Genomic DNA, 21,256 nt, shown 5'->3' on the forward strand with positions numbered 1-21,256 from the left:
TGGTCGACATCCTCCGGATGTGCCGCCTCGATGGTGCCCACCTTCGCCGCATACTCGGCTGCGCGCGCACCGTAGGCGTGCACCACTCGATCCATGGGAACCGACACTAGCCCGCAGGCGACGCATGACATCGGTCAGTTCACGCCGCGGCCGCAGCGCATGTTCACAGGAGCCGGCCTGTGCGCTGCGGGCGTCCCGCCGTCATCAGCGCCACGTGGAGCGCGCCGGGGTTCCCGGCGGTCGCGGGACTCGTGATCGGCCGGCACCTCGATCCCGTGCCAGACGCTGGAGAACGCGTCGATGCCCGAGGCCAGGTGCCGGACACCACGCCACAGCGCCGCGGCCATCATCAGGACAGCCGGGCGGTCGTCACGACGGACTGGTGTCAGGTCGTTGGCGTTGTTGGCCTTCATCACCTGCTGTGCAAGGAAGTCGTCGGAATGCATGACTCCAGACTCGCGGGCCGAGCATTCACCCGACAGTGGCAGGATCGACAGGAACCGATAGTATCCTGCCATCATGTCGCGCCCCTCTGTCACGGTGCCGCTCACCGAAGGATTGACGTTGTTCGAGATCGGCATGCCGCTGGAAGCGCTGGGATACGACTGGGACCCCGAGCGCGGGCCGCTGTATGACGTGACTCTCTGCGGCGACCTGGAGGGCGTGCCCACCCACACGGGAGCCCGGCTCAGCCCCGCGCGTCCGCTGAGCGCATTGTCCGACGGCGACATGGTCGTGGTGCCAGGGGGAAGGCCCAGTCGGCCCATCGACCAGCAGCTGGTCCACGAGCTCCGGCGAGCGGCTGAGCAGGGCACCCGGATCGTGGCTCTGTGCACCGGCACGTTCACACTCGCCGCAGCCGGCCTGCTCGATGGCCGCCGCGCCACCACCCACTGGCGGCACGCACCGCTCCTGCAACGGCTGTACCCCCAGATCGAGGTCGACGCGCGCGCGCTCTACGTGGAGGACGACGGCATCTTCACCAGTGCCGGCTCGGCCGCCGGCCTCGATCTGTGCCTGCACCTGATCCGGCGCGACCACGGGGAGCGTGCAGCGAACACCATCGCGCGCAATCTGGTGATCGCATCCCACCGCGACGGGGATCAGGCCCAGTACGTCACGGCCGAGCCGCTGGAGGACCGGGCCGCCTGGCTGGATCACCTCCGGGACTGGCTCCGCACGAACCTCGTCCGCCCCGTGACCCTGACCGAGCTGGGACAGGCCGCGAACCTCTCCGCCCGCACCCTTGCCCGGCGATTCCAGCGGGACGTCGGCACTACGCCCATGCGGTGGGTGACTGCGGAACGGATTGCCGTAGCGAAAGAGCTGCTCGAGACGACCGACCTGACCGTCGACCACATCTCCTTCGACGTCGGCTTCGGATCGCCGGTGACGTTCCGCGCGGCCTTCACCCGGGAGGTCGGGATTTCACCTGGGCTCTATCGCAGTCGCTTCTCCGCCCGAGCCCCCAGCGCCGGCACACTGACCGGATAGCGCGCACTCAACGACGCGCACGCATCTTCCACAGCAGCCACACGAAGTACGGAGTGCCGATCGTCGCTGTGACGAGCCCGGCGGGCAACTGGTCCGGTGCGAGGACCACGCGACCGACGATGTCAGCGACAGTCACGAGCAGGCCGCCGAGAAGCACCGCCAGCGGCAGCAGCAGCGCATGCCGCTTCCCGATCAGCATCCGGGCCGCGTGCGGCGCCACGAGCCCGACGAAGGAGATCACTCCAACACTTGCCGTCGCTGCGGCCGTGAGCAGGACGGCGAGCACGAGCACCCCCCGGCGCAGCTGCGGCACCTGCACCCCGAGCGAGCGGGGCGTGGTCTCGTCCAACTGCACCAGGTCCAGATCGCGGTGCCAACCGACGAGCGCGACCACGCACACCCCCAACACCACCAGCAACGGCACCAGGGAGGAGAAGTTCGCCCCATAGGTGGAACCGCCGAGCCAGGTGATCGCCGCGTTCTGGTTCCACGGGTCGGTGCGCACCAACAGCAGCGTCGTCATCGCGCTCGCCGCAGCCCCGATCCCGACACCGACCAGCACCAGGCGCCCCTGATCAGCACCACCGCGCGCACCGAGCACGAACAGCGCCACCGTGGCGATCAGCGCCCCGACGAGCGCGCCGCCCAGGGTGGAGGCGAAGCTCACCGTGGAGCCGACCACGATGGTGATCACAGCTCCAAGCCCGGCGGAGGCGGAAATGCCAAGGATGCCTGGATCCGCGAGGGGGTTGCGGGTGATCGCCTGCACCAGCGCCCCGGCAAGAGCGAGCGCGGCTCCGGCCGCGAGCGCCGCGAGCACGCGGGGGATGCGGGTCTCCAGGATCACCTCGATCCGCACCGAAGCCACGCCCCGCAGCCAGTTCGCCACGTCACCGAGGAGCACGGTGGAATCTCCCAGCAGGACGCCGGCGATCACGGCCGCCACCACCAGTCCGAACGCCGCCAGGATCATCAGGTGTGGTGCGCGCCGGCCGAGCGCCGTGCCACTGCGTAGCGTGGCCAGCGCCTCACCAGCCAGGCCGGTGCGCATCCGCTGGGCCAGCACCACCATGAACGCGGCACCGAGCATCGTGGTGACCACCCCGGTGGGCAAGGTGACCCCGGAGACGGCGCCGAACGCCGCACGCACGGCAACGTCCGCCGTCAGGACGAGCGCGATGCCGGCCACGGCACTGACGGGAATGAGGACGCGGTGCATGCGCAGCGGCGGTACGGCGCGGGCGAGCATGCGCATCATCGCGGGCGCGCACAGACCGACGAAACCGATCGGACCAGCCACCGTGACCGCCGTCGTGGCCAGGAGGACCGCGAAGGCGACCAGTGTGATGCGGGTGCGGCCCACGGCCACCCCGAGAGAGCGCGCGGCGTCGTCGCCGAGCTGGAGCAGATCGAGGCGGCGCCCCAGCACCATGAGCGCAAGAATCCCGACGACGACCACCGGGGCCAGGGCGGTGACCGCACCGGCGCCGTTCTGCGCCAGCGTGCCCGCCCCCCAGGCGAACAGTCCCTGGGTCTGCCACGGGAAGAGCACCAGCAGCACGGAAGTGATCGCGGATAGCCCGAACGTGAGGGCGGATCCCGCCAGCACCAGCCGGATTGCCGAGATCTGCGCCCCTGCCGAGACCGCGATGACCACGGCCGCAGCCCCGAGTCCTCCCAGGAAGGCGACGGTGACGTTCCCGAACAGGCCGAGCGGGATGCCGGTGACCGCCAGGATGGTCAGGGCGAGGTAGGCACCGGCGTTGACGGCAGTGGTGTCCGGGGAGGCGAGCGGGTTTCGGGCAACCCCTTGCATCGCGGCTCCGGCGGCACCGAGCGCCGACCCGACCATGAGGGCGGCGAGCAGACGCGGCAGGCGCGACTGCGCGAGGACCGCCCCGTCGGTACCGGCAGCCTGACCGGTGAGGACCTGCCAGAGGCCGGCGAGGTCGAGGTCGGCGGTTCCTTGGGTGAGATGGAGAACGACGGCGCCAGCCAGCCAGAAGAGCACTACCAGCATGACCAGCACTGTCATGGTCACCGCCCACCGCGAGCGCGCCGTGGTGGGCGAGCTCGCGGCGGATCCGGGCGCATCGGGCGTGATCGGCTTGGCAGCCTGTGCTGCGACCTGCCCTGATACCGGTGGCCGCACGAGCTGCTGGGTGACGCCGTCGTTCATGTCAGGCTCCGAGCACCCGGACGAGATCGTCCGACCAGGCCGCCATCGAGGACGGGCCGCCATAGGCCCAGATGCCGACCGCGGCCTCGTGCACCTGCCCTGACTGCACGAACGGCAGGTTCTCCCACAAGGGGTTACCGGCCATCGAGGTCTCGACCGGGTCGTCCTCGCCGTCGTTGCCCCAGTACAGGAACTGGGTGTCATCGGGGAGCTGGGTCAAGCCCTCGAGGTCGAGATAGGACAGGCCGTAGCCGTCGTCGCCCGGGTCCTCCCAGGCGCTGGCCAGGCCCATCTCGAGGGCGACTGCCTGCACGCTCGAGCGGGGACCGTGCATGCGGATGCTCAGGGTGGAACCCTCGGCGTAGGGGGATGTGAGCACGACTGGGGTGCCGGCCAGGCCCGCCGCCTCGATCGCGGCGGTGTTCTCAGCGATGGTGGCGTCGAAGTCGGCGAGCGCCTGCTCGGCCTCGGCGTCCTTGCCCAGCAGGGAGGCGACTGTCTCCAACGAGGACCGCATCGTGCCGAGTGGGTCGGCGCCGTCGGCGCTCTGCAGCAGCACGACGGGTGCGATGCGGCTGATCTGCTCCATCGCGTCTTCTGGGATCGAGGTGGGACTGCCGATGATCAGGTCCGGTTCGAGCTCGGCGATCGCCTCGATGCTCGGCTCACGCCGGGTGCCGACGTCGCGGGGTTCGGTGCGCAGTGGCTCGGCGTTGCCGACCCAGCTCGTGTAGCCCTCGACATCGGACAGGCCGACGAGGTCGACCCCCAGCGTCGTGACCATCTCCGCCTGGTTCCACTCGAGCGCCACCACATCCTCGGCGGGCGCCTCGAGGGTGACCTCCTCACCATTGGCGTCGGTGACGGTGATGGGACCGGCAGCGGGGTCGGCCGCGGCGTCAGTCTCGCCGCCGGCGGTCTCGTCGGCGTCTGCCGCCGGGTCGGTGGTGCCGCACGCGGCGAGGGCAGTCGCGGCCAGGAGGGCGGTCGCGATCAGGGCAGGGGTTCGTCTCATGGGTCCTTCCTCGGGTGGAGGGTCGCGGGTCAGGCGGGGCGTACTGCCCCGGCCGACCCGGCCGGGCGCCGCAGCAGCTGCCGCGGCACGTCCACGTGGGGCACGCCGGAGGTGGCGCGCTCGACCACGATGTCGATCTCGAAGACCTCGGTGAGGAGGCCGCCGTCGAGTGCTTCAGTGGGCGGCCCGTCCGCCACGACGCTGCCCTGGCTGAGAACCACGACCCGGTCGGCAAGTGCGGCGGCCTGATTGAGGTCGTGGAGCACCGCCCCGACGGCGATGCCGTGGTCGTCGGCGAGCTCGCGGATGAGTTCGAGCACCTCCACCTGGTAGCGCAGGTCGAGGTGATTGGTGGGTTCGTCGAGCAACAGGACGTCGGTGTGCTGGGCGAGGGCGCTGGCGATCCACACGCGCTGCAGCTGACCGCCGGAGAGTTCGTCGATCATGTCGTTCGACCGGTCGGTCAGGCGGGTGAGCTCGAGGGCGTGCTCGATCCGGGCGCCGCCGTCCGGATCGCTGCCGCGCCACCGCGATCGGTGCGGGTGACGCCCGAACTCGACGGCGTCGCGCACGGTGATTCCCACGGGGGTGGGCCGGCTCTGGGCGAGCATCGCGATCTCCCGCGCGAACTCCCGGGCGGAGAGGGCGCGCGCGTCACGACCGTCGCGCAGCGTCACCGCCCCGGTGCGCATGTGCTGCAGGCGAGCGATGCCGCGCAGGAAGGTTGACTTCCCGGACCCGTTGGGGCCGACCAGGGCGGTGACCTGACCGGAGGTGAGCGTGAGCTGTGCGTCGCTGACGACGTCGCCGGCACCGTAGGTGATCGACACCTGCTCGGCACGCAGCCAAGGGTTCGCACTCGCGCTCATCGGGCTCTCCATGGAAGTAAGGTTCCACTTACCTAACCAAGGCTACCCTCACTCAGCACGAACGTCTCACTGGGCGAGACGCCACGTACGCCGAGTGGGGTGAGCGACCGTGGGTGAAGGCGGGCGGTGACGCGATGGCGTCAGGGCTGCCGGCTCTCCCACCACGCGAGCAGCTCCGCCCGCGCCTCGTCCTCGCCGAGCGGCCCGCGCTCCATCCGCAGCGCCAGCAGGTGCTGATACGCAGCACCCACCTCGCGCCCGGGACCGATGCCGAGAATCCCCATGATCGCGTTCCCGTCCAGATCCGGCCGGATGCTCTGAAGCTCCTCCTCCTCGGCAAGTTCAGCGATCCGGTTCTCCAGATCGTCGTAGGCGTGCGAGAGCCGCGCCGCCTTGCGCTTGTTCCGGGTGGTGCAGTCCGCCCGGGTGAGCCGGTGCAGCCGCTCCAGCTGGTCGCCGGCATCGGTGACATAGCGCCGCACCGCGGAGTCAGTCCAGGCGGCGTCTCCGTAGCCATGGAATCGCAGATGCAACGCCACCAGCTTCGAGACGGCCTGAGTCGTGGCCTTGTCGAAGCGCAACGCCTTCATCCGCTTGGTCGTCATCTTGGCGCCGACGATCTCGTGGTGATGGAAGCTCACGCCTCCACGAGGTTCCAGGCGGCGGGTCGCGGGCTTGCCGACGTCGTGCATGATCGCCGCCAGCCTCAACACCAGATCCGGGCCCGGGACCGGGCCCTCGGGCCCTGTCTCGAGGTCTATCGCCTGGTCCAGCACGGTCAGCGTGTGCTCGTAGACGTCCTTGTGCCGGTGGTGCTCATCGATGGTCAGCTGCAGGGCAGGTAACTCGGGGAGCACATGGTCGGCCAATCCGGTGTAGACCATCAGTTCCAGGCCGCGCCTCGGGGCCGGGGCGAGGAGCAGCTTGACGAGTTCGGCCTGCACCCGTTCGGCCGAGACGATCTCGAGACGGGCCGCCATCGCCGTCATCGCTGCCAGCACGCCGGGGTGGACGTCCACACCCAGCTGGGCGGCGAAGCGCACTGCGCGCATCATCCGCAGGGGGTCGTCGTCAAAGGACTGCTCCGGCGCGGCGGGAGTGCGCAGGATCCGGTCGGCCAGGTCCGACAATCCGCCGAACGGGTCCACGAACACCAGGTCCGGCAGGCGCAGCGCCATCGCGTTCACGGTGAAGTCACGGCGCGAGAGGTCGCCGTCCAGGGTGTCGCCGTAGACGACTTCCGGCTTGCGGGAGGTGGAGTCGTAGGCCTCGGTGCGGTACGTCGTCACCTCCACGACGACGTCGCCTCGCCTGGCGCCGATCGTCCCGAACTCCTTGCCCATGTCCCAGTGCGCATCGCCCCACCGGGCCAGAATCCGCTCGGTCTCGTCCGGGTGGGCGCTGGTGGCGAAGTCCAGATCGACGCTCGCCTTGCCGAGGAAGGCGTCACGGACGGGGCCACCCACGAGCGCAAGCTCATGCCCGGCATCGGCGAAGACGCGACCGAGTTCGATCGCCTGCGGTGCGTACTCGGCGATCACACTCAGCGCGGTGCGCAGCAGCTCAACGGGTTCGACTGGACGGTCAGTGGTCGGCACAGCCGTCCAGCCTGCCATGTTTCCTACTGTCAGTCTCCTTCGAATCCCCTTGTCGCCACCGAACCTCGCCTCCACGTGCACCGAGCTTGCGCGCCACGCCTACCGAATCCGGTGGATTCCGTGCGCGTCAGAGACGGTGTGCAAGACCGGTCAGCACGGCCTGGCATGACGCGTGCACGCGTGGGCTTGATTACAGTGTTGTTATGTCCGCCGCGATCCCGACCCCAGGGCCGCGGGTGCCCAGGCCCCCGCAGCCGGTGCGCTGGCGGCGCCCGCACGCCTCCGGGCTGCCCATCGTCGACGAGACGTCGGCCGGCGGTCTGGTGGTGTCAGTGCAAGGCGGACGGGCGTACACGGCCATCATTGCCCGCCGCAACCGTGCGGGCCGGCTCGAGTGGTGCCTGCCGAAGGGACATCTTGAAGGCCGGGAGACCGCGGAGGAGGCCGCCGTCCGGGAGATCGCGGAAGAGACCGGGATCGAAGGGCAGGTACTGCGTCACCTTGCCACGATCGATTACTGGTTCGCCGGGAACGACCGCCGGGTGCACAAGGTGGTCCATCACTATCTCCTGGAGGCTCTGGGGGGCGAGCTGACCATCGAGAACGACCCGGATCACGAGGCCGAGGACGTCGCGTGGGTGGGTCTGGCCGAGGTCGCCTCCCGGCTGGCGTACCCGAACGAGCGGCGCGTGGTCGCCACGGCACGCGCCATCCTCGAGGGTCGCGCGTGACGGGCCGCCGGTGACCGGGGCCGGTACCGAGAGGCCGATGAACGAGTGCAACGGGCGCATGGGCAGGATGCGCGTCAGCACTCTCGTGCGTGTGTGCACGCTGGCGTTGCTGCTGACTGTTGCCGGATCGGGCCTGCTGTTCCCACCCACGCCCGCAGCAGCCGAGCCGGTTCCCGGGGAGGTCACCCTCGAGCTGACCGATATCTCTCCAGCCGTGACACGCCCCGGCGATGACATCGCGATCACCGGCACTCTCAGCAACGGCACCGACGAGGCCCTCACCGCTCCACGCATCCAGCTCGTGCTCCAGCTGCACGTGCCCGCCACCCGGTCGGCCCTCGACTCGTGGCTGACCAGCGCGAGCTCGTTCAACGCCGAGGTCTTCGCCGTCGAGTACCTCCCCGACGACGTCCCTTCCGGTGCGAGCGTGCCCTTCCGCATCGAGATACCCGCCGACCACAGCCCGTTCGGCTCGGGGTCAACCTGGGGGCCGCGTGGGATCGAGGTGCGTGCCGTCTCCGCCGGGCAGGTCGTGGCCGGTGAGCGCTCGGCGCTGCTGTGGTACCCGGACGAACCACAGGTCGGTGCACCAACCGAGATCTCGGTGATCGCACCGCTGACACCGACGACGCAGGAGTGGCGTGCAGCCGTGGAAGCGGGTGTACCGGTGCTCGAGGAGTCCGCTCCACGCCTGGCTTCGGTGCTGTCGCAGATGCCCGACGACGTCGCCTGGGCTCTGGATTCCGCCCTGCTGGAGTCGGTGCCCTCCGACCTCCCGGTCACGGATGCGGGCGAGGATGCGACTGCCCCGGAGGAGGGAACGAGCACCGGGACCGCAGACCCGTCCGACGCAGCTGAGTCGGCTGATCCGCCAGGCGAGGATCCGCAGACGGGATCCGCCGATGACGCAGGCGGCACACAGAGCCCGGCCGGCACCGACGATGACCCGAACACTGACGGCGCGACAGATGCTGGCACCACTCCCGGTAGCACGGACAGCACAAACAGCACAGGCACAGGCACAGGCGCCGGCACAGGGGACGCAGCCTCGCTCGGCGACTCCGATCCTGCAACGGTGCTCGACCAGCTGGTGAGCGGAGCGGCGGAGCGGGACGTGATCGCGCTGGGCTATGCGGATGCCGATCAGTCGGTGCTCGACACCTCGGACGGGCTCGATCTGCTGCGCGCAGGCGACGACCGTGCGCAGTCCCTGTTCGCCGAGCACGGTGTGATCGCGTTGGATGACGTGACCTGGCCGGCGAGCGCAGACCAGTCCTCGCTCGCGGCTCTGGCCGCAGTCGACACCCGCGCGGCGGTGCTGCCCGCTGCAGCTGTGCCCACCAGCGAGACCATCGGTTACACCCCCTCCGGTCGTACTCGGATCGAGACGACGGCCGGTTCTGTCGAGGGTCTGCTGTGGGACGAGGGCCTCTCGGCGGTGCTGAGCGCGCAGGCGAGCTCCCTGCAGATCCGGCAGGTGATGCTGGCGCAGTCGGCGGTGATCGCACGGGAACGGCCCGCCGACGCCCGCGGTCTGCTCGTCGCGCTGGAGCGGGATCTTGGCAGCGAGGCCGCCCAGCTGGATGCCCTGACCGCGACACTCGAGGCATTCGACCAGGCCCCGTGGGTCGAATCGGCGAACCTTCGCAGCCTGCTCGGACGCACCGATACCGGTGAGGCGCGCGAACCGCTGCCCGAGCGCCCGGCAGGAGGCTCCCACCTGCGCACCGACACCGTCGCCGACCTGAATTCGGCCTGGTCCCAAGTCACTGCCTTCTCCCAGGTGACCGAGGAGCCCGCGGCCTTCCGCGATGACCTCGCCCCGCAAATTCTGACGGGCCTGTCTGCCGCGTTCACCCGCGATCCGTCCACCCGAAGCACGGTGGTTTCCACGGCCCTCGAGGGGGCGGCCGCGCTCAGCGCGCAGATCCGGGTCGGGCCGGGCAGCGAAGTGCTGCTCATCGCCGCCTCGGGTGAGCTCCCGATCACCATCGAGAGCGACCTGGCCGTGGCGGCCACGGTCGCGGTGCGGTTGGTTCCCGAGGATCCGCGCCTGCGTGCCGAGGAGACCGTCTTGGCTCACATCCCTCCGGGCGGGGCCACCACCGCACGACTGCCCGTGACCGCCGTCGCGAACGGGAATGTGAACGTCTCGGTCGTGATCCTCTCCGGTATCGATGGAGAGGTGCTCACCGAGGCCGACCCGTTCCGGGTGCGGGTCCGAGCGGACTGGGAGAACACCGGGACGGCGATCATCGCCGTGGTCCTCGCCCTCGCCCTGGCGTTCGGCATCGTCCGCACGATCCGCAAGGGGCAGCGTCGGTTCGAGCCCGCGCCACGGGGGCGCGGGACGCCGATGGAGTCGGGCGCCGCTGTTCCCGGCGATCGTGACGACGGGACGGCCGCAACCTCAACCAGCACGGCCAGGCCGGAGGCGAAGCGTGCGGACGACACGGATCCGCGCCCCTCGGGGGAGGACGGCTGATGGCGGGAAACTCGGGTCTGGCAGGCTCTGCCGCCGTCATGTTCTCCGGGACGTTGGTCTCCCGGATCCTCGGCGTCCTGCGCAATGCACTCATGGTGGCCGCAATCGGAGTGACAGGTAGCGGCGCAGCGAACGCGTTCTCGGTGGCGAACAAGCTGCCGAACATCATCTTCATGCTGCTCGCGGGCGGGATCCTCAACGCGGTGCTGGTGCCTCAGATCGTGCGTGCGATGCGCAACGCCGATGGCGGCACCGAGTACGTGAACCGGCTGCTCACGCTGGCCGCCACCGTGATGGGGCTGATCACCCTGGTGCTGACCGCCGCCGCGGGCGCCCTGGTGACGCTCTACGCCGCGGATCTACGCGACTCGCCCTGGATGCCGCTCGCGGTCGCGTTCGCCATGTGGTGCATCCCGCAGCTGTTCTTCTACGGGCTGTACACACTGCTAGGGCAGCTGCTGAACGCGCGCAGCAACTTCGGGCCCTACATGTGGGCGCCGGTACTCAACAACCTCATCTCGATCGCCGGCCTGGTCGCGTACCTCGTGGTCTACGGCACGTACCTCAGCGATCCCCCGAGTGCGACGGCGTGGGACGCCCAGCGCATCCTGCTCCTGGCAGGCCCGTGGACGATCGGCGTTGCCGCGCAGGCGCTGGTGCTGATCGTCCCCTTGTATCGCAGCGGGTTCCGCTACCGGCCGCGCTGGGGGCTGCGCAACACCGGGCTCCGTTCGGCCGGCCGCGTGGCGCTGTGGGCATTCGCCGCTCTCGCCGTCGGACAGGTCGGATACCTGGCGATCTCCAATCTCGCCGCCGCGGCCGGGACCCGGGGGGAGTTGTTGCCGGACCCGGCAAGCGTGGCCGGGAACGCCGCCTATGACAATGCGTTCCTGATCTTCATGCTGCCGCAGTCGCTGATCACCGTTTCGCTGGTGACGGCGATGTTCACGCGCCTGAGCGAGCACGCCGCCGCGGGCCGTGCTTTCCGGGTTCGTGACGACCTCTCCCGCGGGCTTCGCACACTTGCCGTGTTCACGATCTTCGCGGCGGCAGCGTTCATGGTGCTGGCGATCCCGCTGACGCAGGTGGTCACCTTCGACCAGGCCACCTTCGCCTCCTACCGTGCCGTCGGGCACGTGCTGGTCGCGATGCTCATCGGGCTTCCGGCCATCGCGATCTGGACGATGGCCCAGCGCGTGTACTTCGCTTACGAGGACGCGAAGTCACTGTTCGTGATCCAGGTCCCGATGGCGGGACTGCAGATCGTGGGCAGCGTGGTGAGCTTCCTGCTGCTGGATGTGCAGTGGTGGGTCGTGGGCGCTGGTGCGGCCACGGCACTGTCGAACATGTTCGGTGCGCTCGTGGCCTACCTGGCATTGCGCCGCAAACTGCCCAACCTTGACGGCGCACGGGTGCTGCGTACGCACGTGCGGGTGGTGCTGGCTGCAGTCCCGACGGCGCTACTCGGGTGGGGCGTGCTGCACCTGTGGGGAGTGCAGACGTCCTTCGTCGGAGCGGTCCTGCGGGTCCTCGTCCTCGGCGGAGGAATGGGCCTGCTGTACCTGGTTCTGCTCAAGCGGTTCCGGGTGGACGAGCTGGATCAGTTGACCGCCCGGATAGCGGCCATGCTAGCGCCGTTGACCCGCCGGCTGGAGCCGTTGACATCGAGGCTCACGGTGCCAGGTCCGTTGCGTACCATATGGTTCACGATCGTTGGTGAGAACACGGGGATGGGAGGGACGCCAGTGGCCCAGGGCACGACCACGTCCCTCGAGCCGGGGATCACCCTTGCGGACCGGTATGTGCTCGAGGCCGCCTCCGCCACGGACCTTCCCGGCGCTTCCGCGTGGTCCGGCCAGGACGAGATCCTGCAACGCCCAGTGCAGGTCACCACGCTGCAGGGGCAGCACCGGGACGAGGCGCTGGACGCCGCACGACGGGCGGCCCTGATCTCCGACCCCCGTCTGCGCCGGATTGTCCGCGTCGGTACCCACGACGACGTCGCGTTCGTGGTCTCGGAACCGCCCGCGGGAACGTCACTGGCCGGCCTCGTCTCGGGTGGTCGGCTTCCGGCGGCACAGGCCCGCACCCTGGTGGGCGAGGCAGCGACGGCGATCGAACTCTCCCGTAAGCGCGGCGTCCACCACCTCTACCTGCGCCCTTCAGCGCTGGAGGTGGCTGCAGACGGTTCGGTGCAGCTGGGCGGACTCGCCGTCGATGCGGCTCAGGCAGGCATGACCCCGGTGGATCCACAACGATCGGCACGCACCGATGCGGTGGACCTTGTGGCGTTGCTGTACACGGCCCTGACCGGTCATTGGCCGGGTGCCCCGGAGCGTTCCGGGGGCCTGCCCACGGCTCCGCGCATCGATGGGGCCCCTGTTCCCCCAGGCGAGCTGGCGGATGGGGTTCCGCACGATCTCGACACCCTGTGTGCGGTGACATTCGGCCCCCACGAGGATGGTCCGTACACAGCAGGTGAGCTCGTGCGCGAACTGGAACCTTGGGATGCACCCGGGGCCGTCACCGCGATCACCGACCGCGGCGAAGCCCCCCGGGCAGTCGGTGCGACCGATTCCGCCACCGTCGCCTCAGCGACCGTGACGGCGCCTCCTGATTCCCTGGCACGCAGTGCAGACGGCTCCGGGCCGGTGGACGACGCCGCGGGTCCTGAGGGCACCGCTGGCACCGAGGGCACGGAGAGCACGGAGAGCACAGGAAGCACTGAGCACACCGCCCGGACGCACCGGGATCCGAGCACGTGGGCACCTCACCCGCTTCCGGACGATCCACAGCCGGTCGCCTTCTCCGAGGTTCTCGACGGCGCAGCTCCCGAGGTTCCGCCCGGCTACCACGCCCGGCATGCCGGTGACGTCGTGCCGGGACAGCCCCGGGTGACACGGGCACCAGCCCCACATTCGCCCGTTCAGGCGCCGGCGGCCTCGGCTGGGTCCGCGCTCTCGGATGGAACGTCGTCGCCGGCTCAGGTCGGCGGTGATGAACCTCCGTCCCGGCCCACGACCACGGCTGGTGCCGGTGAATCTGGACATGAGCTACGCCGTCCAGTGCCTCCTGTGCTCGGTTGGGACACCCCCGGACAGCAGGCCGCGCCAACTCACCCGACCGTGACGACCCCGACGGTCCAGAGTGTCCTGGGAGGGTGGTTGCGCGCCGCGGGGAGTGCCGTGCGAGGGCGGTTCATGCGCGAGACGGAAGACGAGGACGGTGTCCGCGAGCGGTTCAACCCCACCCCGATCGTCATCTTCGTGATGGTCACCGTGGTCGTGGTCGCCACGATCCTCGCCATCGGGTCGCTGCGCGAGGCGTCGACGTCTTTCAACCCTGACGACCACACGCGCGAGCCGATCACACCCACCACCGCTGCGCCGTCGGAGGAGCCCACGGGAGAACCCAGTGAGGAACCGAGCCCGGAACCGACCCCTTCAGCGTCGGCCGCACCGATCGAGATCGCCGACGTGCGCTCGCTCGACCCGTCCACAGGCGTGGGCGACAACGAGGACCTGGCGCGCTACGCCGTCGACGGGGACCCCGAGAGCTCATGGCAGTCGCTGCGCTACGACAACCCCAGCTACGGGATCAAGGAAGGCCTGGGCTTCGCCGTCGTGCTCGAGGCCACGTCGACGGTGACATCGGTGACCGTGGACGTCCAGGGCGCCGGTGGTGTGCTGCAGATCCGCAACACCTCGCCGGACGATCCCGGCGGTGGCGAGGTGCTCGCCGAGGGTGAGATGGGGCCCGAGATGACCTACACGCTCTCCGAACCGACCGACCTGGACGCGGTGGTGCTGTGGTTCCCGGAGCTGCCGGTGGCCGAGTCGGATGGGCGCAACCGGATTGAGCTGGCCGAGATCACGGTGAACTGACACCGAACACCGGGTGAATCGTTGAGTCATCCGGGTGGGACGGACCGCCTGGCAGAGGCGGGAACATCCGCCGATCAGGCATGGTTGTGTCAGGCAGTGCCCCCACCAGAAGGAACTTCATGAGCGACGAGAACCGCAGCGACGTCCACGACGTCATCATCATCGGCTCCGGCCCCTCCGGCTACACCGCAGCCGTCTACGCAGCACGCGCAGGCCTCACTCCGATCGTCTTCGCCGGTGCGATCACTGCCGGCGGCGCACTGATGAACACCACTGAGGTCGAGAACTTCCCCGGTTTCCCGGACGCGGTGATGGGCCCGGACCTCATGGAGAAGATGCGTGAGCAGGCGGAACGGTTCGGTGCTGACATCCGTTACGAGGACGTCGCCTCCGTCCAGCTCGAGGGTGCGGTCAAGACGATCGTCACCGACGATGACGACGTCTTGCAGGCTCGCACCGTCATCCTCGCGACAGGATCGGCCTACAAGGAACTGGGGATCCCCGAGGAGAAGCAGTTCTCGGGCAGGGGCGTGAGCTGGTGCGCCACATGTGATGGCTTCTTCTTCCGTGACCAGGACATCATCGTGGTCGGTGGTGGCGACTCCGCGATGGAGGAGGCGCTCTTCCTCACCCGGTTCGGGCGGACCGTGACGGTGGTTCACCGCCGGGACGAGCTGCGCGCCTCGAAGATCATGGCCGACCGGGCCCTGGCCGATGAGAAGATCACGTTCGCGTGGAACAGCGAGGTCGCCGCGATTCACGGCGACCAGAAGGTCACTGGTGTGACGCTGCGCGACACGGTGACGGGTGAGACGCGTGAGGTGGGTGCCTCGGCGGTGTTCGTGGCGATCGGCCACCTCCCTCGCACCGAACTCGTCGCCGGCCAGGTCAGGCTCAACGAGGAGGGGTACATCGACGTCGAGCACCCGAGCACCCGGACGAATCTGCCGGGGGTCTTCGCGGCCGGTGACGTCGTGGACCACCACTACCGGCAGGCGATCACCGCCGCCGGAACCGGGTGTGCGGCGGCTCTGGACGCCGAGCGCTACCTGGCCGCCCTCGACGCGGCCCCTGCGGCCCCAGAGGCCGCCGATGCGGCCGCCACGTTGCTGACCTGACCTGCCCTAGATCCAAGGAGAGACCATGGCAGCTATCCAGACCACCACCGATGCCGCCTTCAGCACCGATGTACTCGGCTCCGACAAGCCGGTCCTCGTGGACTTCTGGGCGGACTGGTGCGGTCCGTGCCGGCAGTTCGCACCGATCCTGGAAGAGATCGCGACGGAGAACGCCGGGAAGATCTCGGTGTACAAGCTCGACGTGGACACCAACCCGCAGACGACCGCCGCGTACAACGTCGTGTCCATCCCGACGATCAACGTCTACTCCGGCGGGGAGCTGGTGAAGTCCATCGTGGGCTCCCGTCCGAAGAAGGCATTCCTAGCCGAGATCGAGGACTACCTCAGGTGAGGTGAGTCAGGCGTCACAGGTGACTGTGCCCGGTGCCCCGATTCATGGGACACCGGGCACAGTCGTCTCCTGCGACCGACATTTCTTGACCTTCGACACCGACGGTAGCGCTGCAGCCCATGCCCGTTTGAACGGTCGTACAGCCCCTGCTGCGACGCGCGTCACCCTCGTCGGGCCCGGAGATCGTGGGAGACTCATCAGATGTGCCCGAGCGGCGGGTACCCGAGGAATGGAGGTCCGATGAACGTCTCGCCCCAGCATTCCCCCGAGCCCGCCGCCGCTGCAGACATCCCCGCGTCCGCCCCGGGTACGCGCCTGGACCCCTGGTTGAGTCACTACGCCGAACGCACCTACGGGATGAAGGCCTCCGAGATCAGGGCACTCTTCGCCGTCGCGAACCGTCCTGAAGTGGTCTCGCTCGCCGGTGGCATGCCTTTCCTGGCGGGCCTGCCGCTGGAGACCATCAGCGAGGTAACCGCGAAGCTGCTTTCCGAACGGGGCGCCGTCGCGTTGCAGTATGGCTCCGGCCAGGGCGAGGAGTCCTTCCGGGAACAGATCCTGGAAGTCATGCGTGAGGAGCACATCCGCGCCCACGCCGATGACGTCATCGTCACGACCGGCTCACAGCAGGCGCTGGATCTGGTCACGCGCATCTTCGTCGATCCGGGCGATGTGGTCGTCGCTGAGGCGCCGAGCTATGTGGGTGCACTCGGGGTGTTCCGCTCGTATCAGGCCGACGTGGTCCACGTGCCGATGGACGCCAACGGCCTGGTGCCGGAGGCACTGGAGCACACCCTCAGTGAGCTCGCCGCCGAGGGCCGGACCGTCAAGCTGCTCTACACGGTGCCGAACTTCCACAACCCCGGCGGCGTCACGCTCAGCGCTGAACGACGGCCACAGATCGTGGAGATCGCGCAGCGTTACGGAGTGCTGATCCTGGAGGACAACCCGTACGGGCTGCTCGGCTTCGACTCCGATCCGCTTCCTGCCCTGCACACCTACGATCCCGACGGCGTCATCTACCTGGGCTCCTTCTCCAAGACGTTCGCTCCCGGCTACCGGGTGGGTTGGGCAGTGGCACCGCACGCAGTTCGCGAGCGGCTCGTCCTGGCTGCGGAGTCGGCCATTCTGTGCCCATCGATGATGAGCCAGATGTCGATCTCGACCTATTTGGCCACCTGCGACTGGCGCGGACAGGTCAAGGAGTTCCGTGAGGTCTATCGCGAGCGTCGCGACGCCATGGTGAGTGCCCTGGCCGAGTACCTCCCGATGGCCAGCTGGACGAACCCGGCTGGTGGGTTTTACACATGGGTCCGCCTGCCCGAGGGCCTCGACGCCCAGGACATGCTGCCCCGCGCCGTCACCGAACTCGTCGCCTACGTTCCGGGCACCGCCTTCTACGCTGACGATCAGGGCAAGCAGTTCATGCGCCTGTCGTACTGCTATCCGACGGCGGAGCGTATCCGGGAGGGTGTGCGTCGCCTTGCAGGAGTGGTCACCAGCGAGCTGGAGCTGGTGCAGATGTTCGGGACATCCGGCACGACCGGGGGTCGTGGCGTCCATGCTCCCGCTCCTGACCAGAACTGAGGAGATCTGCCGTGACTGACCACACCAGCCAGCCGCTCGAGGTTCTCGTGCTTGCCGGCGGGCTCTCCCACGAACGTGAGGTCTCGATCCGTTCCGGGCGTCGAGTGGCCGAGTCCTTGCGCGCGGCTGGGGCGGCGGCGACGCTCCGGGACCTGGACGCCGGACTGCTCGACTATCTGGACAGTGCCCGACCTGACGTCGTCTGGCCGCTGCTGCACGGCAGCACTGGTGAGGATGGTTCCGTCCGCGACCTCCTCTCATTGGCGGATGTCGCGTTCGTCGGTTCCGATTCCGCCGGCGCGCGGAGCACGTGGTTCAAGCCCGTCGCGAAGTCTTTGATGGAACGGGCCGGCGCCCGCACACCGGCCTCGGTCACGCTGCCCCAGAGCTTGTTTCGCCAGGTTGGGGCGACGGCGGTACTCGAGCGCGTCCTGGACCGCCTGCCTCTTCCGCTCGTGGTCAAGCCGGCTTCCGGGGGCTCCGCACTGGGCGTCACGGTCGTGACAGATCCCGCCCTGCTTCCGCAGGCGATGGTGCACTGCTTCTCCTACGGCGAGACCGCTCTGATTGAGCGTGCCGTGCACGGAACAGAGGTGGCAGTCTCGGTGGTCGACACCGGCGACGGCCCCCGGGCGCTTCCGGCGGTCGAGATCGTCACTGACGGTCCCTATGACTACGACGCCCGCTACAACGCCGGTCGCACTGAGTACTTCGCACCGGCACGATTGGCACCCGCGCAGCTCGATGCCGCCCACCGAATCGCGGTGCTCGCGCACGAGCAGTTAGGGCTGGCGCAGCTGTCCCGGACCGACCTGATTGTCGATGCCGACGGCACTGCCTGGTATCTGGAGTCGAACGTGGCACCGGGGATGACGGAGACGAGCCTGTTTCCCCAGGCGGTCCAGGCTGCCAACCTCTCCATGGACGCGCTCTACCACGATCTCGCCCTGGCGGGCGCTCGGCGCTGACGAGCGCGACCGTTGCGGGGTAGAGCCGGCTCGTTCCGTCACTCAGCCTCGGCCACTGACCCGTCTTCGCGGAGCACGCCCGGGTCGTTCGGGTCGAGTACACCGAGGATGCGGTTGAGATCCTGCACGCTCGCGAACTCGATGCTGACGTGACCCTTCCTTTGCCCGAGATTGACTTTGACCTTGGTGTCAAGGCGGTCCGAGAGGCGGGAGGCCAGCTCACCCAGAGCCGCCGAGTGCGCCCCTGCGCGGGGTCGACGACGCAACTCGGGCTGCAGCGGATCCTCACCCAGGGTGACGATCTCCTCGGTAGCCCTCACGCTCAGGCCCTCGGCGACAATCCGCTGAGCAAGTCGTTCCATCGCAGCGCCGTCAGGGAGTCCGAGCAGTGCACGAGCATGCCCAGCGCTGAGAACGCCCGCGGCCACCCGTCGTTGAACGAGGGCTGGCAGCTTGAGTAGACGGAGTGTGTTGCTGATCTGCGGTCGTGACCGCGCAATGCGAGTGGCGAGCTCGTCGTGTGTGCAGTCGAAGTCGTCGAGGAGCTGCTGATAGGCGGCTGCTTCCTCGAGCGGGTTGAGCTGGACGCGGTGGAGGTTCTCCAGGAGCGCGTCCCGGAGCATGTCGTCCTGCGCTGTGTCCCGGATGATCGCCGGCACCGTGGTCTGGCCGGCGATGCGTGAGGCACGCCAGCGCCGCTCACCCATGATGAGTTCATAGGTGGCGAACCCGTCAGCGTCAGCGCCGGACGGACGGACGACCACCGGCTGCAGGACGCCGACCTCGCGGATCGAGCTCGCCAGCTCGTTCAACTCATCGTCGTCGAATACTTGCCGCGGCTGAAGAGCATTCGGGGCGATTGCCTCGATCGGAACCTCAGCGAATCGGGCACCCGGGACGGCAACGAGTCCGTCGGGGTCCGCCGCTTCCCCATCGGGGGATACTGCTCCGGAGTCGAGCACAGGATCAGTCGGGCGGGGAGTCGATCCCGCCCCCGTGAGTCCATTCGCGTCCGGCTGCGTCGGTGCGTCCGGCGCAGCTTCGGTGCCCGCCAGAGCAGCTGCCGTGCCGCTCGGCGACGAGTTCGTGCCGGTGGCGCTCGTCGCAGGGGCTGGGGCGGTCGCCTGCTCCTCCAGTTCGGCAAGGAGGCGCTCGCTCGTGCTCAACGGCGCATCGTTGGGTACGGCCTTCTCGGCTGACGATGCCGTATCGGTGGCCTTGGCTCCGTCGGTCGTACCCTTCTCCTGCTCGGGGAAGAAGACGTCAACGGGACGCTGCCCGCCACCGGGGGTCCCGGTGGGGATGAGGGCACCCAGTCCGCGCCCCAGTCCGCGGCGTCGCTCCGTCATCCTTGGTCTCCTTCAGTCGTAACCCCGGCGCTGTGGTGTGAGCCGGCGTAGGCGTAGTCCTCGAGCGGCTGTAGCCCTCGCTGGGCGATCTCGCGTGCAGCTTCAAGATAGGCAAGAGCGCCCGTGGAACCGCCATCGTAGGTCAGAACCGTCTGACCATACGAGGGAGCTTCGGAGATCCGTACCGATCGCGGGATTGCGGTGCGTAGCGTCTGGTCTGGGAAGTGTTCGCGGACCTCTTCGGCAACCTGCTGAGCGAGATTTGTCCTGGCGTCGTACATGGTGAGCAGGATGGTGGAAACGTGCAGTGCCGGATTCAGGTGGGAGCGGATCAGATTGATGTTATTGAGCAGCTGGCTCAGGCCCTCCAGCGCGTAGTACTCACACTGGATGGGGATGATGACCTCGCGTGCCGTGACGAAGGCGTTGACGGTGAGCAGGCCGAGGCTGGGTGGGCAGTCGACGAAGACGTAGTCGATCCGCGGCTCGCCGCGCCGGGACCTGCCTTTGAGGTACGCAGCGAGCGCGTTGCGAAGGCGGTTCTCGCGAGCGACCAGGGAGACGAGCTCGATCTCGGCGCCGGACAGATCGATCGTCGCGGGTGCGCAGTAGAGCCCGGGGATGGCGTCAGACTCCTGAATCACCTCCTCCAACGGCATGTCGTTGATCAGCACGTCATAGGTGGAGGGGACGCCGGCATGGTGTTCGATACCGAGCGCCGTGGAGGCGTTTCCCTGCGGGTCATTGTCGATGACCAAGACCCGCAGGCCTGACTGGGCGAGCGCAGCGGCCAGATTGACCGAGGTAGTCGTCTTCCCTACGCCGCCCTTCTGGTTGGCGACCGTGAAGACGCGCGTCTGTAGCGGCGGTGGGAACTTCTGGCCGGTGAGTTCGATTCGACGTCGTGCGTCCTCCGCGAGCTGCGCAGCGAGGGGTGTCGTGTCGTCCATGACCGGGATCGCGTCGATGAGGGCGAGGCGATGCTCTTCATCTGGTGAGAGCGGCTTCGTCACATCGGCGAAGGGCCGCGATCCAGCGGCAACGTCGTCCTGATCCACGTTCGTGTTCCTCCGATGATGGGTGCTCTCCAAGAGTAGACGTCCCACCGGCTCCCGGCGGACGGCATGGGCGTCATGTCCACAACTCATCAGTCTGCGAGGAGATATCCACAGGTGCGCTGTGGACGCTGAGCGGTTGGGTGTGGACCGACACCGTGCACTGTGCATGGCATGGATGAACCTGTGGATAACTTCAGAGGTGCAGCCTCGTGTGGACGTCAATCGCCGCCTCCGCCCGCAGAACCGGTGGAATTGCACTAGTTCGTAGCGTTGAACGCCTCGCTGAGTTATCCACACGACTTGGACGTGATCCGTGGATAGCTTCGTCCCGTGCGTCATGCATGGCGTGGATGAGCCACGCACGCGCCTGTCGGTCAGGTGCTTCATCCACAGCGGAGTCCGGATCGCGCTGCGGTGTGTTTCACGTGGAACCGACCGGCGGAGAGGCATCCGACACCTAGAACCGGTCGTGCCCAGTCTTGTTCCACGTGAAACACCGTCAGGGAACGAGACGACTCCACGTGCGACCGCTACCTGCTCCGGACACAGTCTCGACTCGTCCTCCTGAT

15 protein-coding genes are annotated in these 21,256 nt (G+C 68.5%); 8 read left to right on the top strand and 7 right to left on the bottom strand.

Annotated features, from left to right (window positions below; genetic code table 11):
• Positions 1 to 134: 134 nt before the first annotated feature.
• On the bottom strand, positions 135 to 551 hold the full coding sequence (locus IM660_RS19600; protein WP_193497415.1) for a hypothetical protein: 417 nt from the start codon (positions 549 to 551) through the stop codon (positions 135 to 137).
• Between IM660_RS19600 and IM660_RS19605 the strand changes: the two genes are divergently transcribed.
• Positions 520 to 1,494: a GlxA family transcriptional regulator gene (locus IM660_RS19605; protein ID WP_193497416.1), complete on the top strand. Its 975-nt coding sequence runs from the start codon at positions 520 to 522 to the stop codon at positions 1,492 to 1,494. The two genes, IM660_RS19600 and IM660_RS19605, sit on opposite strands and share 32 nt — an antisense overlap.
• A gap of 7 nt (positions 1,495 to 1,501) precedes the next feature.
• Here IM660_RS19605 and IM660_RS19610 read toward each other — a convergent pair whose 3' ends face one another.
• The 4 genes from IM660_RS19610 to IM660_RS19625 all read right to left on the bottom strand — a co-directional run bounded on the left by IM660_RS19610 (position 1,502) and on the right by IM660_RS19625 (position 7,173).
• Complete coding sequence (locus IM660_RS19610; RefSeq protein WP_193497417.1) at positions 1,502 to 3,673, bottom strand: iron ABC transporter permease; 2,172 nt, start codon at positions 3,671 to 3,673, stop codon at positions 1,502 to 1,504.
• A 1-nt stretch (position 3,674) separates the two neighbouring features.
• On the bottom strand, positions 3,675 to 4,688 hold the full coding sequence (locus IM660_RS19615) for an ABC transporter substrate-binding protein (protein WP_193497418.1): 1,014 nt from the start codon (positions 4,686 to 4,688) through the stop codon (positions 3,675 to 3,677).
• A 29-nt stretch (positions 4,689 to 4,717) separates the two neighbouring features.
• Positions 4,718 to 5,557, bottom strand: coding sequence for an ABC transporter ATP-binding protein (locus tag IM660_RS19620; protein ID WP_210769044.1), 840 nt, complete (start codon positions 5,555 to 5,557; stop codon positions 4,718 to 4,720).
• A gap of 140 nt (positions 5,558 to 5,697) precedes the next feature.
• Positions 5,698 to 7,173: a CCA tRNA nucleotidyltransferase gene (locus tag IM660_RS19625; protein WP_193497420.1), complete on the bottom strand. Its 1,476-nt coding sequence runs from the start codon at positions 7,171 to 7,173 to the stop codon at positions 5,698 to 5,700.
• A 185-nt stretch (positions 7,174 to 7,358) separates the two neighbouring features.
• Here IM660_RS19625 and IM660_RS19630 point away from each other — a divergent pair, with 185 nt between their 5' ends.
• From IM660_RS19630 to IM660_RS19660, 7 genes are all read left to right on the top strand, one after another.
• Positions 7,359 to 7,886 carry an NUDIX hydrolase gene (locus tag IM660_RS19630; RefSeq protein WP_193497421.1) on the top strand — a complete coding sequence of 176 codons (528 nt, stop codon included), beginning with the start codon at positions 7,359 to 7,361 and terminating at the stop codon, positions 7,884 to 7,886.
• A gap of 37 nt (positions 7,887 to 7,923) precedes the next feature.
• On the top strand, positions 7,924 to 10,371 hold the full coding sequence (locus IM660_RS19635; RefSeq protein WP_193497422.1) for a DUF6049 family protein: 2,448 nt from the start codon (positions 7,924 to 7,926) through the stop codon (positions 10,369 to 10,371).
• Complete coding sequence (gene murJ / locus IM660_RS19640) at positions 10,371 to 14,255, top strand: murein biosynthesis integral membrane protein MurJ (RefSeq protein ID WP_193497423.1); 3,885 nt, start codon at positions 10,371 to 10,373, stop codon at positions 14,253 to 14,255. The genes IM660_RS19635 and murJ overlap by 1 nt, the downstream gene beginning before the upstream one ends.
• A gap of 119 nt (positions 14,256 to 14,374) precedes the next feature.
• On the top strand, positions 14,375 to 15,373 hold the full coding sequence (trxB, locus tag IM660_RS19645; RefSeq protein ID WP_193497424.1) for a thioredoxin-disulfide reductase: 999 nt from the start codon (positions 14,375 to 14,377) through the stop codon (positions 15,371 to 15,373).
• Between the two features lie 25 nt (positions 15,374 to 15,398).
• Positions 15,399 to 15,725 (top strand): thioredoxin, encoded by a 327-nt coding sequence (gene trxA / locus IM660_RS19650; protein WP_281389272.1) that lies wholly within the window; start codon positions 15,399 to 15,401, stop codon positions 15,723 to 15,725.
• 240 nt (positions 15,726 to 15,965) lie between these two features.
• Entirely contained in the window at positions 15,966 to 17,312 is a 1,347-nt protein-coding gene (locus IM660_RS19655) for an aminotransferase-like domain-containing protein (protein WP_193497425.1), read from the top strand.
• 11 nt (positions 17,313 to 17,323) lie between these two features.
• Positions 17,324 to 18,280, top strand: coding sequence for a D-alanine--D-alanine ligase family protein (locus IM660_RS19660; protein WP_193497426.1), 957 nt, complete (start codon positions 17,324 to 17,326; stop codon positions 18,278 to 18,280).
• Positions 18,281 to 18,318: 38 nt separating this feature from the next.
• Here the strand turns inward: IM660_RS19660 and IM660_RS19665 are convergent, their stop codons facing one another.
• Both IM660_RS19665 and IM660_RS19670 read right to left on the bottom strand, forming a co-directional pair.
• Positions 18,319 to 19,629, bottom strand: coding sequence for a ParB/RepB/Spo0J family partition protein (locus IM660_RS19665; protein ID WP_193497427.1), 1,311 nt, complete (start codon positions 19,627 to 19,629; stop codon positions 18,319 to 18,321).
• A complete protein-coding gene (locus IM660_RS19670; protein ID WP_193499542.1) occupies positions 19,626 to 20,579 on the bottom strand; it encodes a ParA family protein in 954 nt (317 codons plus the stop codon). Before IM660_RS19670 ends, IM660_RS19665 begins: the two co-directional genes overlap by 4 nt.
• Between the last annotated feature and the right edge of the window lie 677 nt (positions 20,580 to 21,256).

The organism is Ruania alkalisoli (genome assembly GCF_014960965.1).
In the GTDB taxonomy this organism is placed as follows: domain Bacteria; phylum Actinomycetota; class Actinomycetes; order Actinomycetales; family Beutenbergiaceae; genus Ruania; species Ruania alkalisoli.

Coding starts and splice junctions, on each gene's coding strand:
- IM660_RS19605 (WP_193497416.1), top strand. CDS start 520: ATGTCGCGCCCCTCTGTCACGGTGCCGCTCACCGAAGGATTGACGTTG.
- IM660_RS19615 (WP_193497418.1), bottom strand. CDS start 4,688: ATGAGACGAACCCCTGCCCTGATCGCGACCGCCCTCCTGGCCGCGACT.
- IM660_RS19665 (WP_193497427.1), bottom strand. CDS start 19,629: ATGACGGAGCGACGCCGCGGACTGGGGCGCGGACTGGGTGCCCTCATC.
- trxA (WP_281389272.1), top strand. CDS start 15,399: ATGGCAGCTATCCAGACCACCACCGATGCCGCCTTCAGCACCGATGTA.
- murJ (WP_193497423.1), top strand. CDS start 10,371: ATGGCGGGAAACTCGGGTCTGGCAGGCTCTGCCGCCGTCATGTTCTCC.
- IM660_RS19655 (WP_193497425.1), top strand. CDS start 15,966: ATGAACGTCTCGCCCCAGCATTCCCCCGAGCCCGCCGCCGCTGCAGAC.
- IM660_RS19670 (WP_193499542.1), bottom strand. CDS start 20,579: ATGGACGACACGACACCCCTCGCTGCGCAGCTCGCGGAGGACGCACGA.
- IM660_RS19610 (WP_193497417.1), bottom strand. CDS start 3,673: ATGAACGACGGCGTCACCCAGCAGCTCGTGCGGCCACCGGTATCAGGG.
- trxB (WP_193497424.1), top strand. CDS start 14,375: ATGAGCGACGAGAACCGCAGCGACGTCCACGACGTCATCATCATCGGC.
- IM660_RS19630 (WP_193497421.1), top strand. CDS start 7,359: ATGTCCGCCGCGATCCCGACCCCAGGGCCGCGGGTGCCCAGGCCCCCG.
- IM660_RS19635 (WP_193497422.1), top strand. CDS start 7,924: ATGAACGAGTGCAACGGGCGCATGGGCAGGATGCGCGTCAGCACTCTC.
- IM660_RS19625 (WP_193497420.1), bottom strand. CDS start 7,173: ATGGCAGGCTGGACGGCTGTGCCGACCACTGACCGTCCAGTCGAACCC.
- IM660_RS19620 (WP_210769044.1), bottom strand. CDS start 5,557: ATGAGCGCGAGTGCGAACCCTTGGCTGCGTGCCGAGCAGGTGTCGATC.